This window comes from Bacillus sp. FSL K6-2971, assembly GCF_038006405.1.
GTDB lineage: Bacteria > Bacillota > Bacilli > Bacillales > Bacillaceae > Bacillus > Bacillus pumilus.
Genome location: NZ_JBBOVD010000001.1, coordinates 803,617 through 829,078, shown reverse-complemented (window position 1 = coordinate 829,078; position 25,462 = coordinate 803,617). Strand labels below are relative to the sequence as shown.

Annotated in this window: 22 protein-coding genes; 10 read left to right on the top strand and 12 right to left on the bottom strand. The window is 41.4% G+C overall.

Features of this window, described 5'->3' with window-relative positions; translation table 11 throughout:
* Positions 1 to 115 precede the first annotated feature (115 nt).
* On the top strand, positions 116 to 1,315 hold the full coding sequence (locus MHI33_RS04110; protein WP_044141575.1) for an MFS transporter: 1,200 nt from the start codon (positions 116 to 118) through the stop codon (positions 1,313 to 1,315).
* Between the two features lie 17 nt (positions 1,316 to 1,332).
* Here the strand turns inward: MHI33_RS04110 and MHI33_RS04105 are convergent, their stop codons facing one another.
* Complete coding sequence (locus MHI33_RS04105) at positions 1,333 to 2,064, bottom strand: MurR/RpiR family transcriptional regulator (RefSeq protein ID WP_126741160.1); 732 nt, start codon at positions 2,062 to 2,064, stop codon at positions 1,333 to 1,335.
* A 199-nt stretch (positions 2,065 to 2,263) separates the two neighbouring features.
* On the opposite strand from MHI33_RS04105, the gene MHI33_RS04100 reads away from it, so the two are divergent.
* On the top strand, positions 2,264 to 3,592 hold the full coding sequence (locus tag MHI33_RS04100; RefSeq protein ID WP_065099172.1) for a 6-phospho-beta-glucosidase: 1,329 nt from the start codon (positions 2,264 to 2,266) through the stop codon (positions 3,590 to 3,592).
* Positions 3,593 to 3,625: 33 nt separating this feature from the next.
* Here the strand turns inward: MHI33_RS04100 and MHI33_RS04095 are convergent, their stop codons facing one another.
* Complete coding sequence (locus MHI33_RS04095) at positions 3,626 to 4,273, bottom strand: DUF3885 domain-containing protein (protein ID WP_044141612.1); 648 nt, start codon at positions 4,271 to 4,273, stop codon at positions 3,626 to 3,628.
* 113 nt (positions 4,274 to 4,386) lie between these two features.
* Between MHI33_RS04095 and MHI33_RS04090 the strand changes: the two genes are divergently transcribed.
* Positions 4,387 to 4,587, top strand: coding sequence for a hypothetical protein (locus MHI33_RS04090; protein ID WP_044141570.1), 201 nt, complete (start codon positions 4,387 to 4,389; stop codon positions 4,585 to 4,587).
* A gap of 10 nt (positions 4,588 to 4,597) precedes the next feature.
* Here MHI33_RS04090 and MHI33_RS04085 read toward each other — a convergent pair whose 3' ends face one another.
* Positions 4,598 to 5,512, bottom strand: a complete 915-nt coding sequence (locus MHI33_RS04085; protein WP_044141569.1) for an NAD(P)/FAD-dependent oxidoreductase — start codon at positions 5,510 to 5,512, stop codon at positions 4,598 to 4,600.
* A 64-nt stretch (positions 5,513 to 5,576) separates the two neighbouring features.
* Positions 5,577 to 6,014, bottom strand: a complete 438-nt coding sequence (locus MHI33_RS04080) for an Rrf2 family transcriptional regulator (protein ID WP_044141568.1) — start codon at positions 6,012 to 6,014, stop codon at positions 5,577 to 5,579.
* A gap of 173 nt (positions 6,015 to 6,187) precedes the next feature.
* Here MHI33_RS04080 and MHI33_RS04075 point away from each other — a divergent pair, with 173 nt between their 5' ends.
* Complete coding sequence (locus tag MHI33_RS04075; RefSeq protein WP_024718616.1) at positions 6,188 to 6,559, top strand: hypothetical protein; 372 nt, start codon at positions 6,188 to 6,190, stop codon at positions 6,557 to 6,559.
* A 78-nt stretch (positions 6,560 to 6,637) separates the two neighbouring features.
* Here the strand turns inward: MHI33_RS04075 and MHI33_RS04070 are convergent, their stop codons facing one another.
* Positions 6,638 to 7,486 (bottom strand): SMI1/KNR4 family protein, encoded by an 849-nt coding sequence (locus tag MHI33_RS04070; protein ID WP_340909337.1) that lies wholly within the window; start codon positions 7,484 to 7,486, stop codon positions 6,638 to 6,640.
* Between the two features lie 107 nt (positions 7,487 to 7,593).
* Positions 7,594 to 8,568 (bottom strand): tRNA dihydrouridine synthase, encoded by a 975-nt coding sequence (locus MHI33_RS04065; RefSeq protein ID WP_340909334.1) that lies wholly within the window; start codon positions 8,566 to 8,568, stop codon positions 7,594 to 7,596.
* Between the two features lie 754 nt (positions 8,569 to 9,322).
* On the opposite strand from MHI33_RS04065, the gene MHI33_RS04060 reads away from it, so the two are divergent.
* Complete coding sequence (locus MHI33_RS04060) at positions 9,323 to 9,895, top strand: hypothetical protein (protein WP_340909332.1); 573 nt, start codon at positions 9,323 to 9,325, stop codon at positions 9,893 to 9,895.
* Between the two features lie 166 nt (positions 9,896 to 10,061).
* On the opposite strand, the gene rlmD is transcribed toward MHI33_RS04060, so the two are convergent.
* Together rlmD and MHI33_RS04050 are read right to left on the bottom strand one after the other, a co-directional pair.
* Positions 10,062 to 11,441: a 23S rRNA (uracil(1939)-C(5))-methyltransferase RlmD gene (gene rlmD, locus MHI33_RS04055; protein WP_265208840.1), complete on the bottom strand. Its 1,380-nt coding sequence runs from the start codon at positions 11,439 to 11,441 to the stop codon at positions 10,062 to 10,064.
* A 60-nt stretch (positions 11,442 to 11,501) separates the two neighbouring features.
* Positions 11,502 to 12,410: a diacylglycerol kinase gene (locus tag MHI33_RS04050; protein ID WP_044141563.1), complete on the bottom strand. Its 909-nt coding sequence runs from the start codon at positions 12,408 to 12,410 to the stop codon at positions 11,502 to 11,504.
* Positions 12,411 to 12,591: 181 nt separating this feature from the next.
* Between MHI33_RS04050 and MHI33_RS04045 the strand changes: the two genes are divergently transcribed.
* The gene (locus MHI33_RS04045; protein WP_111912188.1) at positions 12,592 to 13,545 is read left to right on the top strand and encodes a nucleoside hydrolase; all 954 of its coding nucleotides are present in this window, start codon (positions 12,592 to 12,594) and stop codon (positions 13,543 to 13,545) included.
* A 31-nt stretch (positions 13,546 to 13,576) separates the two neighbouring features.
* Here the strand turns inward: MHI33_RS04045 and MHI33_RS04040 are convergent, their stop codons facing one another.
* A complete protein-coding gene (locus MHI33_RS04040; RefSeq protein ID WP_340909327.1) occupies positions 13,577 to 16,798 on the bottom strand; it encodes an efflux RND transporter permease subunit in 3,222 nt (1,073 codons plus the stop codon).
* Between the two features lie 131 nt (positions 16,799 to 16,929).
* Between MHI33_RS04040 and MHI33_RS04035 the strand changes: the two genes are divergently transcribed.
* On the top strand, positions 16,930 to 17,775 hold the full coding sequence (locus MHI33_RS04035; RefSeq protein ID WP_340909324.1) for a TetR/AcrR family transcriptional regulator: 846 nt from the start codon (positions 16,930 to 16,932) through the stop codon (positions 17,773 to 17,775).
* Between the two features lie 188 nt (positions 17,776 to 17,963).
* On the opposite strand, the gene gatB is transcribed toward MHI33_RS04035, so the two are convergent.
* The 3 genes from gatB to gatC are packed head-to-tail and all read right to left on the bottom strand — an operon-like array spanning position 17,964 to position 21,170.
* Complete coding sequence (gene gatB / locus MHI33_RS04030; RefSeq protein ID WP_003214292.1) at positions 17,964 to 19,394, bottom strand: Asp-tRNA(Asn)/Glu-tRNA(Gln) amidotransferase subunit GatB; 1,431 nt, start codon at positions 19,392 to 19,394, stop codon at positions 17,964 to 17,966.
* 13 nt (positions 19,395 to 19,407) lie between these two features.
* A complete protein-coding gene (gene gatA, locus MHI33_RS04025) occupies positions 19,408 to 20,865 on the bottom strand; it encodes an Asp-tRNA(Asn)/Glu-tRNA(Gln) amidotransferase subunit GatA (RefSeq protein ID WP_113768238.1) in 1,458 nt (485 codons plus the stop codon).
* Between the two features lie 14 nt (positions 20,866 to 20,879).
* The gene (gene gatC / locus MHI33_RS04020) at positions 20,880 to 21,170 is read right to left on the bottom strand and encodes an Asp-tRNA(Asn)/Glu-tRNA(Gln) amidotransferase subunit GatC (protein WP_003213898.1); all 291 of its coding nucleotides are present in this window, start codon (positions 21,168 to 21,170) and stop codon (positions 20,880 to 20,882) included.
* 423 nt (positions 21,171 to 21,593) lie between these two features.
* Here gatC and putP point away from each other — a divergent pair, with 423 nt between their 5' ends.
* The 3 genes from putP to MHI33_RS04005 all read left to right on the top strand — a co-directional run bounded on the left by putP (position 21,594) and on the right by MHI33_RS04005 (position 25,454).
* The gene (gene putP, locus MHI33_RS04015; protein WP_044141557.1) at positions 21,594 to 23,075 is read left to right on the top strand and encodes a sodium/proline symporter PutP; all 1,482 of its coding nucleotides are present in this window, start codon (positions 21,594 to 21,596) and stop codon (positions 23,073 to 23,075) included.
* A 167-nt stretch (positions 23,076 to 23,242) separates the two neighbouring features.
* Complete coding sequence (locus MHI33_RS04010) at positions 23,243 to 23,935, top strand: MgtC/SapB family protein (RefSeq protein ID WP_012009182.1); 693 nt, start codon at positions 23,243 to 23,245, stop codon at positions 23,933 to 23,935.
* 112 nt (positions 23,936 to 24,047) lie between these two features.
* On the top strand, positions 24,048 to 25,454 hold the full coding sequence (locus tag MHI33_RS04005) for an alkaline phosphatase (protein WP_081277221.1): 1,407 nt from the start codon (positions 24,048 to 24,050) through the stop codon (positions 25,452 to 25,454).
* The last annotated feature ends 8 nt before the right edge of the window (positions 25,455 to 25,462 follow it).

Sequence of the window (25,462 nt, the reverse complement as noted above, 5' to 3'; positions counted from 1 at the left end):
TCATTTAGCTTATCACAATCCTCTCATCCTTAAGATGTATTTTTCACTGAAAAGCCTCTGGGTCCTTCTTCACCATGCTATACTGAACTTGTTTTTGAAAAGGAGCCGGTTGGATATGGGAAATAAGTTTTGGTTTTATACAGGCAGTAAAAGCCTTCTCATGCTAAGTGATATTCTATTTGTGATGACGATCACATTTGTGATCTATCAAGATACACAATCTGTTGCGTATGCGGCTTTATTTCCGCTAATAAGAACACTATGCCAGCTATTAGCCGGGCTCATCTCTCCTGTTTTGGCAGATTACTTTCAAGCGGACCGGCTGTTGAAATGGGCCCCGCTTTTACGTCTCGGGTTGCTCATCGTGTTTACAGCCCAATTTCATTTCTTTCAGCAGCATATAGTTTGGCTGTTTGGTGCGCTTATTCTCATTTCCATCACAGGCGGGTTCATTAGTCCTTTATTGCAGGCCATCATGCCGATGCTTGTGCCAGAGAATCAGCTTGTGAAAGCGAACAGTACAGCCTCCATTTTTCAACAAACGGTTCAAATTGCCGGCTATTCGTTTACTGGAATGCTCGTCCTGTTCATTGGCCCCTTTTATTTAATGTGGATCACTTGTTTGATGATTGTGTTGTCTTATTTGTTTTTCATCCCTGTATTTCCTCTTCTTAAGCAAGGAGACACCGTTCGAAAAGCAAATAAGATGAACAGTTTCAAGGATGGCTGGACGATCATTTGGACAAACAAAACAATTCGCACTCTGACCTTTATGGATGTGTGTGAAAATATAGCAGGCGCTGTGTGGATCGGGGCGATTACGCTTGCCTTTGTCACACAAGATTTAAACGAAAGTGAGGATTGGTGGGGGTTTATCAATGCCGCTTATTATACCGGCGCCATTCTAGGCGGGCTCTTGGCTGCGTGGATAAGCCGGTTCATTCAAAAGCAGCTTCTTCTCTTTATGGCAGCTGGTTCATTCATTTATGCAGTGCTGACCATTGTCTACTCACTGAACAGCCTGCCGTGGCTTGCTTTGCTGCTTTGTATTTTGATGGGGCCTGCTTATCAAATTCGTGATGTTTCACAGCAAACCATTCTTCAAACGGAAACGCCAGTCCGAGATTTATCAAAGGTGTACTCGGCTCATTACGTTCTTTCCTCTGTATCTGTCGGTTTATCTATTTTCTTTGTTGGATTGATTGCAGATGCATTCGGAGCGAGGACTGTGTATATGCTGGGCGGTTTGTTTGTGCTCATCTGTTCCGGGATTGCCATCCTCTCATTTATGAGGCAGGAAAAAAAGAGCGGCTGATTCATGCAGCGGCTCTTTTACGTTTCCTTTAACATTGCGAACATATCACGCGCCATCGCTTCTAAAATATACACAACTGGCGTCTGTGTCGTAATATTGGCTCTGTGAACCCGTTCGTCTGTCACGTAATAAGCAATATTTAAATCTGAAATGCGCGAAATCGTGCAGTGCTGATTGTTTGTAATACTAATGATTTTGCTTCCTTCTCTTTTTAACTTCGAAATATGGTCGATTGTAATACTGTTCTCCCCTGATACAGACAGCACAATGGTGACACTATTGTCTAAATACTGCATATTCATCGGGAAAAACGGATCATTGATGTAAAATGAAAATTTCTCAAGACTCGAAAAATACCTTGCCCCATACTGCGCCAAAATACCAGAGCTGCCAGTGCCAATAAACAGCACATTTTTTGCATCGGCAATGATCCTTGCTGCCTCTTTAATTTTCCCCTCAAAGTCCCCTTTTAGTGTTCGTTCAATAAATTCATATAGAAAGTGCTGGGTGCTTTTTAAAGTAGGTGTCTGCTCTGCTTCTAAATACATTTTAAGCTTCACTTTAAACTCTGAAAAGCCTTCACAATTCACTTTTCGGCAAAAGCGAAGGACAGACGAGGTGGATATATGGGCAGCATCTGCTAAGTCCCGAATTCTCATATACACGACCTTTTCACTGTTTTCCATGATGTATCGGTATAAAGCGCTTTCTAGTTCATTAAAGCTGGAAATAACCTCACTTGAAAACATCTGACTTCCCCTTTCTCCAACAGCATGTCACAATGTGTTTCTTTTATGTAACAAATCTCTAAATAGGGCACCCTTGCCTAAAGACGCTGAAGTCATTTACGCACGAGATGCTCTCACGATAAGCTATAGATGTACAAACAAAAGAATTGGCTTTTCTCTATTATAACATTGCGCGTTACATTATTCGGAGGTGCAGAACATGGCAAAAGGATTAAAGGTTGTCACAATTGGCGGAGGATCAAGCTATACACCAGAGCTTGTAGAAGGATTTATTAAACGGTACGATGAATTTCCGATTAGCGAGCTTTGGCTTGTCGATATTGAAGCGGGAAAAGAAAAGCTTGAAATCGTCGGAGATCTTGCAAAACGAATGGTGAAAAAGGCAGGACTTCCAATCGAGGTTCATTTAACATTAGATCGCCGGAAAGCGCTTGCGGGCGCTGATTTCGTCACAACACAATTCCGTGTCGGACTTCTTGAAGCACGTATGAAGGATGAACGCATTCCTTTAAAATATGATGTCATTGGTCAAGAAACGAATGGTCCAGGAGGTCTATTCAAAGGGCTTCGCACCATTCCAGTGATTCTGGATATTGTGAAAGATATTGAAGAACTATGCCCAGATGCATGGCTTGTGAACTTCACAAATCCAGCTGGTATGGTTACAGAAGCCGTACTTCGCTATTCAAACCATCGCAAAGTCGTTGGCTTATGCAACGTGCCAATCGGCATTCGCATGGGAATTGCCAAAGGGCTTGATGTCGACGCAAGCAGAGTCGAGGTCAGCTTTGCTGGATTAAACCATATGGTCTTTGGACTAAATGTATTCTTAGATGGCAAAAGTATCATGGATCAAGTCATCGAAGACATGGCAGATCCAAACTCCACGATGTCGATGAACAACATTCATGCCATTCCGTGGGATGCTGATTTCTTAAAAGGGCTTGGCGTTATTCCATGTCCATATCACCGCTACTACTACAAAACAAGTGATATGCTGGCTGAAGAAAAGAAAGCAGCAGAGAATGAAGGAACTCGTGCAGAAGTCGTTCGTGCACTAGAAAATGACCTGTTTGAGCTTTACAAAGACCCTGATCTTGATATCAAGCCGCCACAGCTTGAAAAACGAGGCGGTGCCTACTACAGTGATGCCGCTTGTAACTTGATTGCATCGATTTATAACGACAAGCATGATATTCAGCCTGTCAATACCATCAACAATGGTGCCATCAGTGACATTCCAAATGATTCTGCTGTAGAACTGAACTGCGTCATCACAAAAGACGGTCCTAAACCAATCGCTGTTGGCGAAATGCCAGTCGCAGTCAAAGGACTGATTTCTCAAATTAAATCCTTTGAACGTGTTGCCGCTGAAGCAGCCGTGACAGGAGATTACAACACAGCACTTGTCGCAATGACGATCAACCCGCTCGTCCCATCAGATGCCATTGCAAAAAGCATCCTAGATGAAATGCTAGAAGCACACAAAGAATATTTACCACAGTTCTTCAATAAAGTAGAAGCATAAAAAGAAGCCGCACTTGTCAAAAGTGCGGTTTTCTTATTTCTTTGCAAACAGCCTGTCCATCTGAGCACGATCATAGTCTAATAGCCAGTGCTGTAAGCCCTCGTAGACTGGCCGAAGGCGCTCAGCATCTGCCGCAATAAGATCACAGCCTCGATCATCATATAAGTGGAAAATCATCTGTTTAGAGAGATTGATCAAATAGATTTCATAATCAAGCTTCCCCTTCATGATTTGATTCGGTGCATAGAAATCCTCCTGGCACATGGCTTGTAGAAGTGGGTGTAATCGTATATCTTGCAGCTGGCAAGACAAGGTAAATCTCTCCAATGTCAGGGGCTCATCTAGTTCTGGTCTTACATAGGTCAAAAGCTCGTGACGCAAGCGATTGCGTACTTGCCGGCGAACATATTTCTGATAAACTAGGAGCTTTTGCTTCATTAATTCATGTTCATGCTGCGTATAGACATCCGTGACAAACAGAATATCGTCTTCTGGATCAAAAGCATATCTCACAATTTCTAAAGCACGATCCCCCGCTTTTTCTAATACAACCGATTTCTTTCCTAATGACCAATCTGCCACTTCAAAGCGTAGCCCAAAAGGCCACCCATAAAAAAGTGGCGGCGTGAGGACAAGATCAGGAAAATGACTTTTTAAAAAGCTATTGGTTTGATCGCTCATGTCATGTCCTTCCATTGGTTTTATTTCTTATTTTACCGTTGAAATTGATGGAAATACAATTGGAAATAAACTGTCATTTCTTATATGATAGAAAGAGATGGAGGTGTGACCAATTGAAAAAATGGTTTTTACAGGTGTTCCTCACCGCATTGATCACTATGTGGATACAGGTTGGACTTGATCAGGCGAACATCATTCATATCACCAACGTATGGATCGATGCTAGCAGCTGGATCCTGATCTTCTTTGTCATCTACGCACTTTTTGAATGGGCAGCTCACGTTTTAGCAAAACGGAAAACCGTTCATCGCTGAACATCTCTTTTCATAGAGATGTTTTTTGTTGAAATTCTTCCTGCACAAGTTCATGGATAACGCCCATTCCTGCCTGGCTTCCAGCTGCTGCTGCAAGGACAAGCTGAGCAGGGCCGCCTAAATTGTCACCGCATGCAAAGACACCGCTGACTGTTGTACGTCCAAGAATATCTGTTTCAATGCCGGCATTTTTCGTCATTTGACAGCCCAGACTTTCAGCAAATGGAGCTGACTGCTTGAATTCACTTGCGACAAATCCGCCTTCTCTTTTCACCGTTTCCCCATTCGCAAGGTGAAGAGAGTGCATTTGTCCATTCTCATGATGAATTGACATAATCGGTACATCAATGACTTGAATAAAATGTGCTGATAGCAATGCCTTCTCCTCTTCAGCAAACACTTGCTGCCCATTCGTAAACACGATCAAATCCTTTGTCCAATTGGAAAGAAGTTTAGCCATATGCAAGGCGCGTGGATTCTCAGCAATGAGAGCAAGCGGCTTGTCCTTTAGCTCCCAGCCATCGCAGAAAGGACAGCTAAACAACGTCTTTCCATACACTTCATGAATCCCCTTGATCTCTGGCAGTATATCCTTTAGCCCTGTTGCCAATATGATTTTCTTCGCTTCGAACCTTTCTCCCTCTTGTGTCAGTAACGCAAAGTTGTCCTCATTGTTTTGTATCTCGACCATTCTACTTCGTTTGATTTGGATATTGGGGTAGTTTTGAAGATCTGCTTCTCCCGCTTGTCTGATCTCAAACGGTGTCATTCCATCGTTTGTAATAAATCCATGTGATTCCTGAGTCACTCGATTTCTTGGCATCTCGTCATCGAATACAATGACCTGTTTTCTGCCCCGCCCCACAACAAGTGCTGCGCTTAATCCGGCTGGCCCTCCTCCGATAATGGCACAATCTAATAACATGTCAATGTCTCCTTTTTATTCAAGACTTTAAAGACTCTTAATATCTATAATTTGTTCAAAAAAATCACATGTTGAAAAATGGATCTTTTTTTGTCTGCTCAATTTGGCTTGCGATATCAACTAACCGCTTTTGACTTAACGTCTCCTGCATTTTCGTTTCAACATCCTGCATGACCTGCTCAATCAAACAGTCATCATGAGGCATGAAAGAATCATGTTCTAAGGAACAACGAAATAAATTAGTTTGACCTTCTACCGCCTGAATGACGTCTAAAAATGAAATGTCCTCCTTCTTTTTCATAATGGTGTAACCACCTTTTGCGCCAGGTGTTGATTCAATCAATCCTGCCTTCACAAGCTTTGTTAAAATTTTGGATAAATAGGTGGGTGAAAGGTCTTGCATCTTGGCGAGAGGCTCAACGCCTATTGCTTTCCCCTTTGGTGCAAGAGTTAAAAATACCATCGTATGAAGTGCATAGTTGGTTGCTTTAGAATATTTCATCAGATGATTTCCTTTCTATCTATTATAGACCTTTTATATCTGTGATTTATCTTAAAAGATTCTTTGGAAAAAAGCAAGTGTCGTGCATTTCCTTCCTGAATTCATTCCACATTTCGCATTTTCTTCCGATAATAGAAGTGTAGCAATGATGAATAGTAGAAGGAGTGAAGAAAATGTCAGATCAACAGCACAATGCAGCACACGAAGAAGAAGAGGAATTTAACGTATACGACATGCTTCCGCCCGCAGGAACAATCATTGGAGAAGCAACAGAAGAAGAAATGGAAGCTGCGGCAGCATTAGAAGTGAGACATTATGCCTTTATGCGTCTGCAAGACTCGTACATTCAATTTGACGGATCTTCCTATAAAGAATTGCTCAAAGACTTTCAAGAACTAGAATTTGATTCTGCAAAGTTTTGGAGAGCCATCGCAAGACGCCTGCAAGTCCCATACGAATGGCCAATCCGAATCGACCACGCAAACGGCCCTATTTATATTGGTGAAACAGAGGATAGCCGTGAGGTTGAGGAGAGCGCTGAGTAAGTGGATGGTGACCCCCTTTTGATGAGGGGGTCTTTTGCTGAAATGATAGATTTCTCAATAAAAAAAGATGTATTACTCCTATAAATCAAATTCCAACGCAATCGATATATTAATGGCTATGTCGTGCATTTCATCTATTTCTGATTGATTCAAATGCTCCGCAAAACGACGTGCACTCTCGACAACATCAGAATGCTGCTTAATCATCTCATCATTCAGTATAAAGATCGTATTAATTGCCCAGCCAGCAGTCGTTAACATTTCTTCGTCTTGAATGGTGTCCATATATGTTTCGACTTCAGAAAAAAACCACTTAACATCATCAATTTGTTCCACTTGAAAATTCGCGATTTTTGAAAGCTGTTCAGGGTCTTTGGTGATGAAAATGTCTTTCACTTCTTCTTTTGATAATGGTTTATTTTGCTTTTCGTATTCAGCCAGCCACTCTTCATCTGACATCCCATCTTCTTCACTATCCTCTGCGGTATAATGCCCCGCAATCAATTCATCAAACGAATCCGCTAATTTGAAATCCGTCTCATATTCTAGATCAAAGTAATGAATCGGCGGATGCTCCTTTGTTTCTCTATAGTCCAATGCAATCCACGTATGACCATCCCCACAAATGAGCACAAGTCCCTCAGGCAATTCCCATTCTTCTATTAAATAATCACTATCCATGATGCCTTCGCCTTTGGCAATTCCTCTTAAATGATCAAATGACACATGATCCTCTGCCCATCCATTCGGCTGGTCCGTTGGAAAGGCGTTATGCAGGGTATACCCGCCATTTTGTTCAAGAATAAGTTTTTTATATGTATCAGGCAAGGTGACGCCTAGCTTCTTTTCCGCTTTTGCGATGCCTTTCTCATTGATTTTCTTAAATGTCTCTTCACTTTCTATGTCTGTATCCCAAAATGGTTTCAAATAAAATACCTCCAATTGTTATTTCTATCTCATTTTACCATTTAGAGCCGCTAGTTTAATAGACCTATTCATAGAAAAAAGAGAAGGGCTTCCCCTCCTCTTTCTCATCATGATTGTTCTTGATTTCTCGCTTCAAATTCATCTAGCATTGCACGCACTTCATCTGTTGATGATGTGTTCATTAATTGGTTTCTTAGGAAGCTCGCTCCTCTGAATCCTTTTACATAAATCTTAAAGAAACGGTGCAACGCCTTGAATGGACGCAAGCCTAATGAGGAATATTGATCATGAAGATCAAGATGCAATCTTAAAAGACCTAGCAGCTCATCACTCGTATGCTCCTTCGGCTCTTTTTCAAAAGCAAATGGGTTATGGAAAATCCCGCGCCCAATCATCACACCGTCCACTCCATACTGCTCAGCGAGCTTTAAGCCCGTTTGACGATCAGGAATATCACCATTGATGGTCAAAAGCGTATCAGGTGCTACTTCATCACGAAGTTTTACAATCTCAGGAATGAGCTCCCAATGCGCATCCACCTGGCTCATTTCCTTTCTTGTACGAAGGTGGATCGATAAGTTCACAATGTCTTGCTCCAAAATGTGTCTGAGCCAATCGCGCCATTCATCGACCTCTGTAAAACCAAGTCTTGTTTTTACGCTGACTGGTAATCCTCCAGCTTTTGCCGCTTGAATTAGCTCTGCCGCAACATCTGGGCGAAGAATCAAGCCACTGCCCTTCCCGTTTTGCGTGACATTTGGGACAGGACAGCCCATATTAATATCAAGCCCCTGAAATCCTAATTCCGCCATTCCAATACTCATTTGCCTAAAGTTCTCAGGATTGTCTCCCCAAATATGAGCAACAATCGGCTGCTCATCCTCTGTAAAGGTTAAACGCCCTTTCACACTTTGAATCCCATCAGGATGGCAATAGCTCTCACTATTCGTAAACTCTGTGAAAAACACATCTGGTCTCGCCGCCTCACTCACAACATGACGAAACACAACATCTGTCACTTCTTCCATTGGTGCTAATATAAAAAATGGCCGTGGTAAATCACGCCAGAAATTTTCACTCATCTTTCATCCAATTCCTCTCATGACATAGCACCTTTTAGGGCATGTCCTTCTATAAAGTCTTTCAGCAATTTTTATCATTATATACTTTTGTAAGGATTCAACGCAAAAGGAGCATAAAATGAACATTAACAAAATGCTATCAGCACTTTATAAAATATCAAAAATTTGAGAAGACGTAAACGTTGTTCAAAAAGGTACTACTGGAAAACGTGTCAGACGGGCAGCAGGTAATGCATCTGGCAAACTAATAAAAAAGATATTCAAATAAAAAAAGCCCTCTGCAGGGGCTTTTTAAATTGTAATTGCCTTTTCTGTTACATGATAAGTATTAGAAGTAATGATTTTATCAAGCGACCAACCGGCAGCGAATAACACAGAAAAAATTGTTAAACTGATAAATAACTTATTCATCTTTAGTTATTCTTTATTCAAAATATATCACGTTATATAAAATACAGTACTAAGATACAATTCATTCTTAATATGGTTTTTGTTACAATCTTTGTGTATCGCATAGATAAGAGTGATTTTCTTAAAAGCTGCTGTTTGGATCAGAAAACTTTCTGCCAAAATCGCAAAAGTAATGGATAAAGGGGAGAAAAGTAGACAGAAAAACAGTTCACAAATGCTTTTATTTAAAATGGGTGCGCCTAGAGATGCTGCTAAAACTTTGGCAAAGTTCATCGTTAATCTTATCTAAATATAAAAATAAGTGCTATTAGTTTCTAATAGCGCTTTTTAATGGAGGATCTTCATGTCTTTTTCTTACGTGATTTCATTGACTTTTTTAATACTCCTTTTAGTGTCTATCATACTCTATACTTTTTTAAGAAAGAAAAACGTTGTAGATGAAGCCCCTGGCGCTATTGCTGCCGTTCTTCTTATTTTACTTATATTTTTTTCCCTAAGTTTAGTTATTGTCCTTCCAACTGGTATGCTTTACCTAGTATCATTGGGAGTAAATTTTCTTTTCGGTGAATACATCACTTATGATTCATTTTTTTCTTTGATTACCTTCTCGTTGTTAGTTAGCATCATTGTGATTTTTTGGTCATTTATCGTTTTATTTATAGGGAAAGGAATCACTTTTTTGTTGAAGGTCCCAAAATGGATAACTTATATTTTAGAATTTTTTGCTTCGTGGGCTCTTATTTACTTCACGATTAAATATGTACTAAATTTGAAGATAATTGAAGTTTCTATATGGGGAAATGGGGTATTGATTTTATCTTTCTTTGTTAGCTTTTTATACATCGGACTTGATATCATATCCTCTGCACTTGATCAAAAAAATCAGAACATAGAAGAAGAACCCCCCATCCATTAATGGAGAAGGGATTTTATTCCATTTCATGACTTTTTCTATCTATATTCATATGTCTATAGAGTTTTACTTTAATAGAATTTCAAGCGAATTTTTCATTCTAACGGAGGGGAAGCAATAATAAAAATATCCCGATATCGATATTTTTCACGAAATCAGGACATCTCCATTATTGATTAATCACAAGACTTGCCACACACTCCACATGACTCGTATGCGGAAACATATCCACAGGTTGCACTTCTTCCGTCACATACCCACCATCTTCAAGAATACGCAAATCACGAGCTAGCGTCCCTGGATTACAGGAAACATAAACAACGCGTTTTGGTTTCATCTTTAAAATCGTATCAAGCAGTGCTTCGTCGCAGCCTTTTCTCGGCGGATCGACGACAAGGGTGTCTGCTTTGATGCCTTCTTTATACCAGTTTGGGATAACAGTTTCTGCTTCACCGACTGCGAATTCGACGTTGTTGATCTCGTTTAAGGCAGCGTTGCGTTTTGCGTCTTCAATCGCTTCTGGCACAATTTCTACGCCGTATACTTTGCCTGCTTTTTGTGCGAGAAATAAGGAAATCGTACCGATTCCGCAATACGCATCAATCACGGTTTCTTCTCCTTGCAGCTCGGCATATTCAAGGGCTTTGTCATAAAGCACTTTTGTTTGGGTTGGGTTCACTTGATAAAATGAACGAGCTGAAATGGCAAATTTGATGTCGCCAATCGTGTCATAAATGTATTCTTCTCCCCATAAAACGGTCGTTTCGTCTCCGAAAATGACATTTGTTTTCTTTGAATTCACGTTTTGCACAATTGACCGAACGTGTGGGAAGCGTGCTATAATCTGCTCAATCACCTGCTGCTTTTGCGGAAAGTCAGCCGTTCTAGTAACAAACACAACCATCATTTCACCTGTTGCAATGCCGTAGCGAACCATCACATGACGCAGCCAGCCTTTGTGCCGCTCTTCGTTATATGCTTTGATGCCAAACGCATTACATATGTCTTTTACTGCCTGTACCACTTCGTCATTTTCTGACTGCTGGATCAAACATTTTTCCATATCGATGATTTCATGGGTACGCTGCTGATAAAATCCTGCAACTAGTCCGCCTTCGCGTTCGCCAATTGGAACTTGTGCTTTGTTTCTGTAATTCCAAGGGTCTTCCATGCCGAGTACAGGATGAACTTTTACACGGCTCATATCAAGTTTGCCGATCCGCTCTAAAACGTCCTTTACTTGTTTCTGTTTAAATAGCAGCTGGCCTTCATAGCTCATGTGCTGAATTTGACAGCCTCCGCACTGCTTATAGATAGGACATGGCGCATCTTGCCTATGCTGACTTTCCTTTGTCAGCTCCATGAGTCGCCCAAAAGCAAATCCTTTTTTCACACGTGTGACCTTGATTTTCCCTTGTTCGTCTGGAAGGGCATTCGGTACAAAGACAGGGAACCCTTCAATTTTCGCTACACCTGCACCTTCGTGCGTTAAGTCTTCAAAGGTTACATTGTAGTATTCATTCTTTTCAACAGGCGGTTTCATTTTCACCAATTTTATCACCTCATTTGCAAAGAAAAACTTGGCGCCATAAGGAACCAAGTTCAATCTCTACCCTATTTTTTCAGCTGTTGCTTTTGGCACTATAAACTCAATATGACGATACAGGTTTTCAAATTCACCTGGCAGCATGCCGCCGAATTCGCCATCTAAATTCAATTGCATTTTATCTTTTACATCTACCTTTACGCGATTCGCTTTTGTGTAGATGACATTGTTATCATGAATATGCTCGCCTCGCAGTGCAAGGCTGACTACTCGAATGGCTTCTGCTAAATTGACCTTCTTTAAAATAATCAGGTCAAACATTCCATCATCTAAAACAGAATCTGGCGCTAGCTTTTCAAAGCCGCCTACTGAGTTTGTGAGTGAAACAAGAAACAGCATGATTTCTCCATGAAACAATTTGCCGTCATATTCAATTTCGACTTCTGTCGGGCGGATAGAAGGAAGCATCTCCATGCCTTTTAAATAATAAGCAAGCTGTCCAAGCATTGTCTTCAGCTTACTAGGCACTTCATAAGTGAGCTCTGTTAACCGGCCGCCGCCTGCAATATTAATAAAATAATGGCCATTGACTTTACCGATATCAAGCGGCTTCGCTATACCATCTATAATGGCATCTGTTGCTTTTAAAACACCTTCTCGTGGAATGCCAAGTGCTCTTGCGAAGTCATTTGTTGTTCCAACCGGAATAATTCCTAGTTTTGGTCTTTTTTCAAGCGGCGCTAGTCCATTGACGACTTCATTGATCGTGCCGTCTCCACCTGCTGCTACAATTAAATCAAAGTCTCTCTGTGCAGCTTTTTCAGCTGCTTGTGTCGCATCTCCTGCACATGTCGTTGCATGACAAGATGTTTCATAGCCAGCTTGTTCAAATTTTTGCAAAACCTGCGGCAAATTCTTCTTGAAGAGTTCACGCCCAGATGTCGGATTGTATATAATTCGAGCACGTTTCATTCATCATCATCCTATATTCATTATGCAATCTATTTTCACCACTAACAACCTTTAATTATACTATGAGATTTGAAAATGGCAACAGAACAACACCCTAATATGAGAAATCTCCTGCCACATTTCCCTCAGCAAGAAAGCATTTTGATAAGATAAAAGAAAACGCTGTAAAGGATGGTTTGCGATGAAAAAGCATGTCTATTTTAATCATGATGGCGGTGTTGATGACCTCGTCTCGTTATTTCTTCTCCTTCAAATGGAACATCTGAAAGTGATTGGGACGTCTGTGATTCCTGCTGATTGTTATTTAGAGCCAGCTCTCAGTGCGTCTCAAAAAATCATCGATCGATTTAGCCCTTATGAAATTGAAGTCGCTGCTTCAAATTCTAGAGGCGTCAATCCTTTTCCGAAAGAGTGGCGCATGCATGCTTTTTATGTAGACGCCTTACCTATTTTAAACGAGAAAGGCACTGTTGATACAAAAGTGTCCAAGCTTCCAGCACACCTTCATTTAATCGAAACCGTTAAAAAGTCAGCAGAACCTGTCACGCTGCTCTTTACAGGTCCGCTCACAGACCTTGCACGCGCCTTAGAAGAAGATCCTTCAATCTCTAATAAAATTGAAAAATTGGTATGGATGGGGGGTACATTTCTTGAAAAAGGCAATGTTGAGGAACCCGAGCATGATGGGACAGCAGAATGGAATGCATTTTGGGACCCTTATGCTGTCAGCACTGTCTTCAAGGAACGCTTTCCTATTGATATGGTCGCACTTGAAAGCACGAATCAAGTTCCGCTTACACCTGATATTCGTCAGCGCTGGGCTTCCCTTCGTTCTCATATTGGAATAGATTTTATTGGGCAGTGCTACGCCTTTTGCCCGCCTCTCATTCATCACGAAACCAACTCGACTTACTACTTATGGGATGTGCTGACAACGATCACTCTTGATTCCTCATCATTTACTCGTTCAAAGGAAATGAATGCAATCGTTTACACCGAAACGCCAAAGCAAGGACGTACCGAAGAACATACAGATGGAAAATCAATTCAAGTGATCGACCATGTCGATCGTGACGCATTTTTCCAAGCATTTGAAGAGCTTATGAGAAGAGCTGTTTGTCAGATTTCAACATAAAAAAGCCCCGCCATCAAAGCGGGGCCCCATCTCAATCTTCTTCTACGTATTTCTTTTTGCGTTTAAATTTGCTTAACACTTCGTATACGATTGGTACGATAACCAGTGTTAGCAATGTTGAACTTGCGAGACCACCAATGACTGTGACGCCAAGTCCTTTTGAAACAATTTGGCTTCCGCCTTCAAATCCTAATGCTAACGGAAGAAGTGCCCCAATTGTCGCAAGTGCCGTCATTAAGATTGGACGTACTCTTATTGTACCAGCTTCCAGTAATGCCTCTCTTGTTGAGAGTCCTTCTTTCTCTTTATGAATGACTCGGTCAATCAAGACGATCGCATTTGTCACAACAATTCCGATCAGCATGAGCAATCCAATCATGGCGTTTAAGCTGATGGTTTCTTTTGCTAAAAACAACCCAACGAGCGCGCCAATAATTGTAAATGGAAGCGAGAAGAGAATTGCAAATGGTGCAAGACCTCCGCCAAATGTGATGACGAGAACGAGATACACAATGGCAATCGCTGCAAGCATTGCTAGCCCAAGCTGTGTAAAGGATTCCTCAATATCTGCACTTACGCCTCCTGTGTCAATCGTTACGCCAGATTTCAGGTCAAGCTTGTCGACTTTCTTCTGAACATCTTGTGTCACACTTGATACGTCGTCTGTTGTCATGTCACCAGACACTTCTGCGTAGATTTTTCCATCACGCTTTGTCACAGTATTTGCTGTTGAGCCATCCTTCACTTTAACAACATCACCAATTCGGACTTCTTGGCCTGTCGGTGTTGTGATCTTTTTATTTTCTAAATCTTTTTTGCTCTTATATTCATCTTTTTCCGTTTGAAGATTCACATCAAGTTCTTTGCCGTCCTCAGTTACTTTCGTCAGTGTTGTTTCACTATTTTGAGGAGCAATCGCTTGTGCAATTTGTGAAGCTGTCAGCCCTAGTTTCGCCAGTTTTTCTTGATCTGCATTAAACGTATATTCGTCATATTTCTCAGATAAGCTTGTACTGACGTTTTTCAGGTTTTTCTCATCTTTTAAAATATTTTCGACTTCTTTTACTGTGCCTTCAATATCACTTGCTTTATCACCGTACACATAGTACGTCACTGTATTGCTTGCGCCAGCAGATGAGAAGTCTTGTGATTTCCATTCCCCTTTAGACACTTTGTCTTGCAGGGCTTTGACCACGCGATCTTTTTCTTTATCAAAATTCGGTGTGTCCTCATCATATTGTACGAAGAATAACGCACCGTTAGAGTTACCGCCTACACTTGCTGTAAGCGCATTTGAAGAGCCAAGTGAATATTGAACAGTATTGACATGGTCACGTTTGATCAAATATTCTTCTGCTTTTTTCGTTTCATCGATAGCTTGTTCTCTCGTTTGTCCAGGTTCAGGTGTATAAGTCACCATCGCCGTCTTCTCTGCTTCCTGTGGTAAGAAGCTGACACCGACAAGTGGAGCTAAGAATAAGCTTCCGACAAGCATAAGAATGGCAATTCCTGATGTGATCCATTTGTGGTTCAATGCCCAATTGAGTACGCGTCTATAACCGCTAGCAAGCTTGCTTGGTTTATGCTCTTTTACCTTTTTCGCTGTGCCGTACAGGTTCTTTTTAAATAAACTGTGTGCCATCATTGGAACAATCGTAATGGCTACAAGGAGTGAAGCCATTAAAGCAAACACAATCGTTAATGCAAATGGGATGAATAGTTCTCCAATCATTCCACCCACAAGTGCTAGCGGTAAAAAGACCGCAATTGTGACAATCGTCGAAGACATGATTGGAATAAACATTTCTTTTGTGGCTTCTTTAACGAGTTCTTTTCCTTTTAATGGCTCATCCTTTAATGCCATTCGTCGATATATGTTTTCTATGACAACAATGGAGTCATCAACAACACGCCCAATGGCGACGGTCATGGCACCAAGTGTCATGATATTTAGTGTGATATCCAGCTGATTCAATATTAAAACAGCAATCAACAGAGATAACGGAATGGAAATAACCGAAATTAAGGTTGATTTGATATCTCGAAGGAACAACATAATGATAATGATCGCAAAGATTGCTCCGATGATTGCCTTGTTCAGCATTGTGCTGACAGACTCTTTTATCGGCTCTGCTTGATCATATGTGGTACTTACTTTGATTCCTTTGTTATCTTTCTTGAACTTCTCGAGTTCTTTTGTGACTGCTTCTGCTACACTTACTGTGTTGGCATCAGAGCCTTTAACAATTTGCAGACCGATACTGTCTTTTCCATTTGTTCTAGAGATCGATTCTGCATCCTTGACGACTTTAATATCCGTAATCTCAGAAAGCTTGATTGTCGGCAGCTCCACAGATTGGCTGCTTGCTGAACCGCCACCAGTTTGCTGCTGAGCTACTGCCTGCTGCTGACTTGCACCAGCCTGCTGCTCTGCGCCTTGCGCTCCTGCATTTCCTGAGCCGTTAGAAGGCGCTCCGGCTCCAGCGCTTCCTGCACCGCCACTAGCACCTGGTGTGACAGGAATTCGCATGTTTTTCAAATCTTTGACGCTTAAAATATTGCCATCAACGACAACTGATTTTTGTTTGTTGCCGAATGTGTATAGACCTAATGGTACGTTGACATCAGAGCCTTTGATCATATTTTGGACGGTTTCTTCATCTAAACCGTATTCTTTCAATTTCTTTTGTTTAAAAGAAAATTCTACTTCTTTGATTTGCTGTCCCGAAGCTTCGACGGAAGATACACCGTCTAATCCTTCAAGTGAAGGGACAAGGTCATCTTCCACTTTTTTCGTCAGGTTTTCTAATGATTCTTTATCACCAGATACACTAAGTGCTAATATTGGAACCGCATTGATACTAAAGCGTGCGATTTTTGGTTTTTCTGCATTTTCCGGAAAATTGATATTGTTAACAGCATCTTCAATTTCCTTTTTTGCTTCATCCATGTCTTTGTTGTAGTCGTACTCGACTTGAATCGATGAGGCATTTTCAAATGAATTGGATGTGACCACATTGACTCCGTTTAGGTTTTGGATCGATTTTTCAATTGGATCGGTCACCTTATCTGATACTTCGTCCGGCGTTGCGCCAGGATACGTTGTAGAAACCGTAATGACTGGAGTGTTGATATTCGGGATTGATTCTTGTTTCATATTCAATCCAGCATATAGACCAGCAACTGTTACGATAATTGTCATGAGCCATACAGCGAACTTATTCTTTAATACAAAATTGATGATCGAATTCATTATGTCCTCCATTTTCCTTTATGTATTGACTGACTGGTCATTCTATATCATAATAAACGGTGATATACAATGCCGTCAACCATTTCTCTTGCGTTTGACGTAACATTCTAAAGCTGAAGGGGCCTTATTTCATGAACGAAAAAAAAGAAAAAATCATTAAAGCAAGCATCCAGTTGTTTGCGAAAAAGGGTTTTTCTTCTACGACCATTCAGGAAATAGCAGATGAGTGCGGAATATCGAAAGGCGCGTTTTATTTGCATTTCAAATCAAAAGAACAGCTTTTCAACCGAGCGTTCGAATATTATATCGACACGTCTATGCAAAGTATTGAAACGATTCGAAAAGAGAATCAGCATCTCGCGCCGAGAGAGATCTTCCAGAAGCAAATCGCTGAACAGTTTCAGCATTTTGCTGAGAACAAGGATTTTATCATTTTGATCCTCAGCGAGAACATTATTCCAGAAAACCAGCAAATTAAAAAGTATTCAAAAACTGTGAAAAAGCAAATGAATGATGAAATTCAAATTTCCATCTTGACCACTTATGGACAGGAGATCGAACCATATATAACTGACCTGTCAGTCATGATTCAAGGAATCATCCAATCGTATGTGCAGGTGCTGCTTTTACAAGATCAGATGCAATTATCATTTGATGAGCTCTCTTCCTTTATACTCGAACGGTTTGATGATTTGGTTCAAGGTATGCTTCGTTCTCAGACGAAACCGATCTTAAAGCCAACCATTTGGGACGATGAAGCGCAGAGTGCTGCTTCCCTTCAAGAGGAGCTTCGTTTGTTAAAGCTTGAGCATTTGCTTTCTGATGATACCCTTGTATCCATTGAAGTCATTGAAGAAGAACTGGCGAAAGCTGAGCCTCGTAAGCCAGTCATTCAAGGGATGCTGACGAATTTAGAAAAGTGTGAGGACCCTGCTGTCTTAAAAGTAGTTGAACAATTGAAGCTTTTTCTTCAATAACATTACGTGCTGTTTTTCCGATTCGTTCACCTTTATCCCCCTTCGAATGTGCACTTTCGCTTATACTTCATTATAAGAAAAGAATCTCCGAATTGATATACGGCGGTGGTCTGAATCTATGATAAGACCCTGTCATTTCAAGCAAAAAAAACCGCCTCTTCTCATGAGGCGGTTTTTGCTATTGTTCATTAGCGTTTTTTGATTTCTTCTAGGAGAATCTTGTTGACCATCGGCGGGTTCGCTTGTCCCTTCGATGCTTTCATGATTTGTCCGACTAAGAAACCAATCGCGCGGTCTTTTCCATTTTTAAAGTCTTCGATGGATTGCGGGTTGTTATCAAGTGCTTCTGTGACAAGTTTGAGCAGGGCACCTTCGTCAGAAATTTGGACAAGCCCTTTTTCTTTGACGATTGTTTCTGCGTCTCCCCCATTTTCAATCAGCTCTTTGAATACCTTTTTGGCAATCTTAGAAGAAATCGTTCCTTTTTCGATGAGATTGATCATGCCAGCCAGGCCTTGCGGCGTTAGCTTTGTATCTTCCAGCTCTTTTTGAGCTGAATTTAAGTAGGCAGATACTTCACCCATTAGCCAGTTTGAAGCTTGCTTCGCTTCTGCACCTTCTGAAATGGTTGCTTCAAAGAAATCAGACATTTCTTTTGTCAGCGTCAGCACCATCGCATCATATGCAGGAAGCCCAAGCTCATCGATGTAGCGTTTGCGGCGCTCGTCTGGAAGCTCTGGGATCGATGCTCTTACGCGTTCTTTCCACTCGTCATCAATGTACAGCTCCACCAAATCTGGTTCTGGGAAGTAGCGGTAATCATCTGACCCCTCTTTGACACGCATGAGGATCGTCTTTTTAGACGCTTCGTCATAGCGGCGAGTTTCTTGTTCGATCAAGCCGCCAGAAAGCAATACTTGCTCTTGACGTTTCTCTTCGAATTCAAGACCTTTTTGTACGAAAGCAAATGAGTTCAAGTTCTTGAGCTCTGTTTTCGTTCCAAACTCTTCACGGCCGATCGGACGAAGTGAAATGTTGGCATCACAGCGAAGTGAGCCTTCTTCCATCTTACAATCAGATACGCCTGTATATTGAATAATAGATTTTAGTTTTTCTAAGTAAGCATACGCTTCTTCTGGTGTGCGAATGTCTGGCTCAGATACGATTTCAACAAGCGGTGTGCCTTGACGGTTGAAGTCGACAAGTGAATATCCGTCGCCTGTGTGCGTCAGTTTACCTGCATCCTCTTCCAAATGGAGACGCGTAATACCGATTCGTTTCGTTTTGCCTTCTACTTCAATTTCAATCCAGCCGTTTTCACCGATCGGTTTATCAAATTGAGAAATTTGATACGCCTTTGGGTTATCAGGATAGAAGTAGTTTTTACGGTCAAATTTTGTATCTGTTGCGATCTCGCAGTTTAGCGCCATTGCTGCTTTCATTGCAAAGTTCACCGCTTCTTTGTTCAATACAGGCAGTACGCCAGGATATCCAAGGTCTATGACACTTGTTTGCGTGTTGGCAGCTGCACCAAAAGGTGTCGGCGAGCTGGAGAAAATTTTTGATTGTGTTTTTAGCTCAACGTGGACTTCAAGTCCAATTACCGTTTCAAAGTTCATTCTGATTCACCCCTTACAGTTCAGGTTTTGCTTTATGATGATCTGTTGCTTGCTCGAAAGCGTGAGCCACGCGGTAAACCGTTCCTTCATCAAAGTGCTTGCCAATGATTTGCAGTCCTAACGGAAGACCGTTTGCAAATCCACAAGGCACACTGATTCCTGGAACGCCTGCAAGGTTCACAGGGATCGTTAAAATATCGTTCGCGTACATTGTCAGTGGATCGCTTGTCTTTTCACCAATCTTAAATGCAGGAGTTGGTGTTGTTGGTCCTACAATGACATCATACTTTTCAAAAACATCTTCGAAGTCTTTTTTGATCAATGTACGGACTTTTTGCGCCTTTTTATAGTATGCATCATAATATCCTGAGCTAAGAGCGAATGTGCCAAGCATGATGCGGCGTTTCACTTCGTTTCCAAAGCCTTCAGAACGAGTATTTTTATATAAATCAATCAGGTTTTCTGCATTATCTGTACGGTAGCCATAACGGATGCCGTCAAAACGCGAAAGGTTTGCAGATGCTTCTGAAGAAGACAGTAAGTAGTAAGTCGAAAGCGCATATTTAGAATGCGGAAGAGACACTTCTTCCCATGTGGCACCAAGTCCTTCTAATACTTTTAACGCTTGAAGAACAGACTCTTTTGCTTCCTCGCCAACACCTTCTCCAAGGTATTCTTTTGGCACTGCTATTTTCATGCCTTTGATGTCTCCAGTTAATGAAGAAAGAAAATCTGGGACGTCGACATTTGCACTCGTTGCGTCCATTTGATCGACTCCAGCAATCGCTTGAAGAACGTATGCGTTGTCCTCTACGTTACGCGTAATCGGCCCGATTTGATCTAATGAAGAAGCAAATGCGATTAAGCCGTATCTAGATACACGGCCATACGTCGGCTTCAGACCCACAACGCCGCAGAATGATGCCGGCTGGCGAATCGAACCGCCCGTATCTGATCCAAGTGAGAATGGTACTTCACCTGCTGCAACAGAAGCTGCTGAGCCACCACTTGATCCACCTGGAACAGTGTTTAAATTCCAAGGGTTTTTCGTTGCTTTGTAGCCTGAGTTCTCTGTAGAAGATCCCATTGCAAATTCGTCCATATTTAATTTACCGATTGTGACTGCTTCCGCATCTCTTAGACGATTGACAACCGTTGCATCATAAATAGGATCAAAGTTTTGCAGGATTTTACTAGACGCTGTTGTGCGTAAATCCTTTGTGACGATGTTATCTTTCACACCGATTGGCATACCGAACAATAGACCAAGCTCGTCCTTTTCACCAACTGCCTCGTCCAATTCCTTTGCATACGCACGAGCTTTCTCTTCGTCCAGTGCAAGGAATGCTTGTACTTTCCCGTCTACTTCATTGATTCGTTTATAAGACTCGTCCACTAAATCAGAAACAGACAGTTCCTTTTTATGTAAAAGCTCTTTTAATTCAGAAATTTTGTGATCAAACAGTGACATGCCTCAGGCCTCCTTTAGTCCAAAATTGATGGCACACGAATATAGCCGTCTTTATGATCAGGCGCGTTTTTGATGACTGCCTCAATGGAAAGACCTTTATTCGGAACATCTTCTCTCATGACGTTTTTCATTTTTAATACGTGTGTTGTTGGTTCAACGTTTTCCGTATCTACCTCGTTTAACTGCTCTGCAAATGAAATGATGCTATCAAGCTGTTCTGTAAACATCTCAGCTTCTTCTTCTGTAATTGCAAGCCGTGCCAAATGCGCCACGTGCTTTACTTCTTCTATTGAAATTCTAGACATGCAGGTTCACCTCCAAAAATGATACGTGTTCGTGGTCATGATCATAAGTCATATACACTTTATCATATCAAATTTTACTGTTCTAAAGCAACTTTACGCAGGGGCTGTAAGAGGCATTTTCTCTCGAAGCATCATTGTGATTCAACTGATGAAGAAAATAAGCATGCAGACACCCTTTTGTTTTCAGAAAATTTTTACTTTTATCCATTTTTGTAAGCGCATACAAACTGATTCGTATCACCGATCTGTCCATTTTTTCTTCAAAATAGGGAGGTTTAAGAAGGTTGATCACTTGGGAATACTCTGTTAGGTTAAGTAACCATAGCAGTGAGAAGGGCATTCAATCAAAAAACTAGCCCTGACACTTCTGGATATTTTGATTGAGGTGATGTCAAATTTATACGAAAAAGGTGAGAACACAAAATGAGTATTGAAGTTACAATTTCCTTATCTATTTATTTTATCGGGATGCTTGCCATCGGTTGGTATGCATTCAGGAAAACACATGATTTAAATGATTATATGCTTGGTGGACGCGGACTTGGTCCATTCGTTACAGCTCTTTCAGCAGGTGCTGCGGATATGAGCGGCTGGATGCTGATGGGTGTACCAGGTGAAATGTATAAAACAGGTTTATCGACTACCTGGCTTGCGATTGGTCTCATCGTCGGTGCTTATTTAAACTATCTCATTCTTGCACCCCGTTTACGTTCTTATACAGAAATTGCTGATGATGCCATTACGATTCCTGATTTCTTTGATAAACGATTCAAAGGGTCATCTTCTTTATTAAAAGCTGTATCAGCTGTCATCATTTTAATTTTCTTTACGCTGTATACATCGTCTGGGATGGTATCAGGCGGACGTTTATTTGAGTCAGCATTTGGTGCACACTACATGTTTGGACTGATTTTGACGTCAAGTATTGTTATTTTGTATACATTGTTTGGTGGATTCCTGGCAGTGAGCTTAACGGACTTTGTCCAAGGAGCTATCATGTTTTTAGCATTAGTGCTCGTGCCGATCGTTGCCTTTACACAATTAGGCGGACCTGTTGCCACATTCCAAGATATTCAACAGATTGACCCTAAATTGCTTGATATTTTTAGAGGAACGAGCGTCATTGGCATTATATCCTTCCTCGCTTGGGGACTAGGTTACTTTGGACAACCGCATATTATCGTGCGCTTTATGGCGATTACGTCCGTCAAAGACTTAAAACCAGCACGCCGCATCGGAATGAGCTGGATGATTATTTCAGTAATTGGTTCACTATCTGTCGGTTTAGTTGGTGTTGCCTATGTTCATGAAACGGGTATGAACCTTGCTGACCCTGAAACCATCTTTATCGTCTTTTCTAAGGTGCTGTTCCATCCATATATCACTGGATTTTTACTTTCTGCCATTTTAGCGGCGATTATGAGTTCAATTTCGTCTCAGCTGCTTGTCACGGCAAGTGCGATGACAGAGGATTTATACAGAACGTTCTTTAGAAAAAAAGCATCTGATAAAGAGCTTGTGATGATTGGCCGTATGTCTGTACTCGTTGTCGCTGTGATTGCCCTTTGTCTTTCACTTAACCCAAGTGATACCATTCTTGATCTTGTTGGTTATGCGTGGGCTGGATTTGGTTCTTCATTCGGTCCAGTCATCTTACTTTGCCTATACTGGAAACGAATGAATCACCATGGTGCCCTAGTTGGGATGATTGTTGGTGCGGTTGTGGTTCTCACATGGATCACGACAGGCCTTAACCATGCAACAGGTATTTATGAAATGATTCCTGGCTTTACGTTAAGTGGATTAGCTGCCATTATTGTGAGCTTATTGACAAGTAAGCCGTCAAAAGCATCAAAACAGCTATTTAACAAAATGGAAAATCATCTTGAAGAAGAAACAAAATAAAGAACATGAAGGGTCGTCCGCCTTATGCGGATGACTCTCTTTTTAAATTAAATAAAAAGCTTTTCTTTCTTCCGATTCTGAATAAAATAAGAGTTGTGCAGCCATATGGGCTGTGAGAAGATCATATACATGATGTGAAACGTACATGAAGTGAAGGAGCGATACGCATGTTTTGGACAATTGAATGGGATACAGTCTTAAAATTAGCCGTGGCCACCTTAATCGGTTTGATTATTGGGCTTGAACGCGAGCTGAAGAAAAAGCCGCTCGGCTTAAAAACGTGTATTGTCATTGCTGTCAGCTCCTGCGTGTTAACCATCATCAGCATTGATGCAGCCTACAATTTCCCTCGAGTCTCTAGGCTTCAAATGGACCCACTCAGGTTACCGGCGCAAATTATATCTGGTGTTGGTTTTATTGGAGCAGGTGTGATTCTGCGAAAAAGCAATGATGTCATCTCAGGTCTCACGACTTCTGCGATGATCTGGGGAGCAGCAGGACTTGGTGTTGCTACAGGTGCAGGATTTTATAAAGAAGCCTTCCTCAGTCTTTTCTTTATTCTGATTAGTGTCGAATTTCTACCGTGGCTCTTCCAGCGGATCGGGCCGATTCGCTTACAGGAAAAAGAAATCCGCATCAGAATGTCTCTTTCTGATCGAAACCGCATGACGGATATTTTAAAAGAAATGAAAGCCCTCAACATTCGCATTCATTCTGTTCGTATTGATGATTTAACAGAAAAGAACTATCCGATTATGGAAGTACGCGTACGCGTGCATAAAGATCGCTATACAACTGATGTGTATTTTGATATTAAAGATCTAGAAGGCGTCGTTGGCGTCAAGTGTGATACGGTATAAAAGGTGATGAGGCAAAAGTCTCATCCCTTTTTTTATGGGAAAAGGGGTTGAACCATTGCCTTCATTCAAATAAAATACAAATTATGAAATAAATGATAAAAGGGGATTTTTCATGGGCTATATGGATCGTAAAAAACGTATTTTTCTTATGAGTGGGATTCTAGCGGTACTCGTATTCGCTGCTTTATTGACCTCACATTATGTCACTCCCGTCTCAACAAATGCAGCAGACAAGAAACAAACGAAAACACCAAAAAATGTTATTTTTATCATTGGCGATGGAATGGGGATGCCCGTGATCAAAGCCTACCGCACATTCAAGCAGGAAAAGCTTGGTTCTCCAAAAGCACAAACCGTCTGGGACCCGTATTTAGTCGGGATGCAGACCACACACCCAGATGATCCTCGAGATAATATTACCGACTCAGCTGCCGCAGCCACGGCCATGGCGACTGGAAAAAAGACATACAATGATGCCATCGCCGTCAACCAAGAAAAAGAACCTCTTAGAAGTGTCGTTGAAGCAGCAAAGGAAGCACAAATGAAAACAGCCTTTGTTGTCTCATCTGACATCACCGATGCGACACCTGCCGCTTTTGGCACACATAACGTCTCCCGAAAAAACAAAGAACAAATTGCAGACCACTTTTTTGATGAGAAAATAGGTGGAGAGCACAAAGTTGATATCCTTCTAGGTGGCGGCATGCAATATTTTGACCGAAAAGACCGTGATCTTGTGAAAGAATTTGAGAAGAGCGGGTATTCCATACTAAGGTCAAAAGATGATTTAACTACCCAATCATCTTCAAAAATGCTCGGCTTATTCCAGGAGGACGAGCTGGATCGAGCCATCGATCGTCCAAAGCATGTGCCTACTTTAAAAGACATGACGCAGTCAGCATTAGCCCAATTAAATCAAGACAATTCGCATGGGTTTTTCATGCTGCTTGAAGGTAGTACCATTGATTCTGCTGGACATGAAAATGATGTGGTCGGCGCAATGAGTGAGATGGAGGATTTTGAGAAAGCAGTCCAAGCGGCTCTTCAATTCGCTAAAAAAGATCAAGAAACACTCGTTGTCATCACAGCAGATCATGCGACTGGCGGCTTTTCGTTTGGTGCAGACGGCATGACAAGTGAAACCGGCTATAAATGGGACCCAGCACCCATTTTAGCTGCTAAGAAAACACCAGTGTATATGGCAAAGAAAATCGCAGGCGGACAATCGGTACGTGATGTTCTTCACACCAATATTGATTTCTCGCTCACAAAAGAGGAAATCTCACAGGTGGAGAAAGCGGCACAATCAGGGAAGGCCGGTACGATTCAACTCAGCATTCAACACATCTTTGATCAACGTTCTTTCTCAGGCTGGACAACCTTTGCTCATACAGGTGAGGATGTCCCTGTCTATGCATATGGACCTGGGAAAGCAGCATTTCAAGGCTGGATCGATAATACAAAGCAAGGAAAGAACCTGTTTCATATCATTGAATCACCGTCCACCTATCGCCCATAAAAAACAAT

Coding starts and splice junctions, on each gene's coding strand:
- MHI33_RS04075 (WP_024718616.1), top strand. CDS start 6,188: ATGTCAGATCAACAGCACAATGCAGCACACGAAGAAGAAGAGGAATTT.
- gatB (WP_003214292.1), bottom strand. CDS start 19,394: ATGAACTTTGAAACGGTAATTGGACTTGAAGTCCACGTTGAGCTAAAA.
- MHI33_RS04045 (WP_111912188.1), top strand. CDS start 12,592: ATGAAAAAGCATGTCTATTTTAATCATGATGGCGGTGTTGATGACCTC.
- MHI33_RS04035 (WP_340909324.1), top strand. CDS start 16,930: ATGAACGAAAAAAAAGAAAAAATCATTAAAGCAAGCATCCAGTTGTTT.
- MHI33_RS04005 (WP_081277221.1), top strand. CDS start 24,048: ATGGGCTATATGGATCGTAAAAAACGTATTTTTCTTATGAGTGGGATT.
- MHI33_RS04085 (WP_044141569.1), bottom strand. CDS start 5,512: ATGTTATTAGATTGTGCCATTATCGGAGGAGGGCCAGCCGGATTAAGC.
- putP (WP_044141557.1), top strand. CDS start 21,594: ATGAGTATTGAAGTTACAATTTCCTTATCTATTTATTTTATCGGGATG.
- MHI33_RS04095 (WP_044141612.1), bottom strand. CDS start 4,273: ATGAGCGATCAAACCAATAGCTTTTTAAAAAGTCATTTTCCTGATCTT.
- MHI33_RS04080 (WP_044141568.1), bottom strand. CDS start 6,014: ATGAAATATTCTAAAGCAACCAACTATGCACTTCATACGATGGTATTT.
- gatA (WP_113768238.1), bottom strand. CDS start 20,865: ATGTCACTGTTTGATCACAAAATTTCTGAATTAAAAGAGCTTTTACAT.
- MHI33_RS04060 (WP_340909332.1), top strand. CDS start 9,323: ATGTCTTTTTCTTACGTGATTTCATTGACTTTTTTAATACTCCTTTTA.
- gatC (WP_003213898.1), bottom strand. CDS start 21,170: ATGTCTAGAATTTCAATAGAAGAAGTAAAGCACGTGGCGCATTTGGCA.
- MHI33_RS04010 (WP_012009182.1), top strand. CDS start 23,243: ATGTTTTGGACAATTGAATGGGATACAGTCTTAAAATTAGCCGTGGCC.
- MHI33_RS04040 (WP_340909327.1), bottom strand. CDS start 16,798: ATGAATTCGATCATCAATTTTGTATTAAAGAATAAGTTCGCTGTATGG.
- MHI33_RS04110 (WP_044141575.1), top strand. CDS start 116: ATGGGAAATAAGTTTTGGTTTTATACAGGCAGTAAAAGCCTTCTCATG.
- MHI33_RS04065 (WP_340909334.1), bottom strand. CDS start 8,568: ATGAGTGAAAATTTCTGGCGTGATTTACCACGGCCATTTTTTATATTA.
- MHI33_RS04050 (WP_044141563.1), bottom strand. CDS start 12,410: ATGAAACGTGCTCGAATTATATACAATCCGACATCTGGGCGTGAACTC.
- MHI33_RS04100 (WP_065099172.1), top strand. CDS start 2,264: ATGGCAAAAGGATTAAAGGTTGTCACAATTGGCGGAGGATCAAGCTAT.
- MHI33_RS04105 (WP_126741160.1), bottom strand. CDS start 2,064: ATGTTTTCAAGTGAGGTTATTTCCAGCTTTAATGAACTAGAAAGCGCT.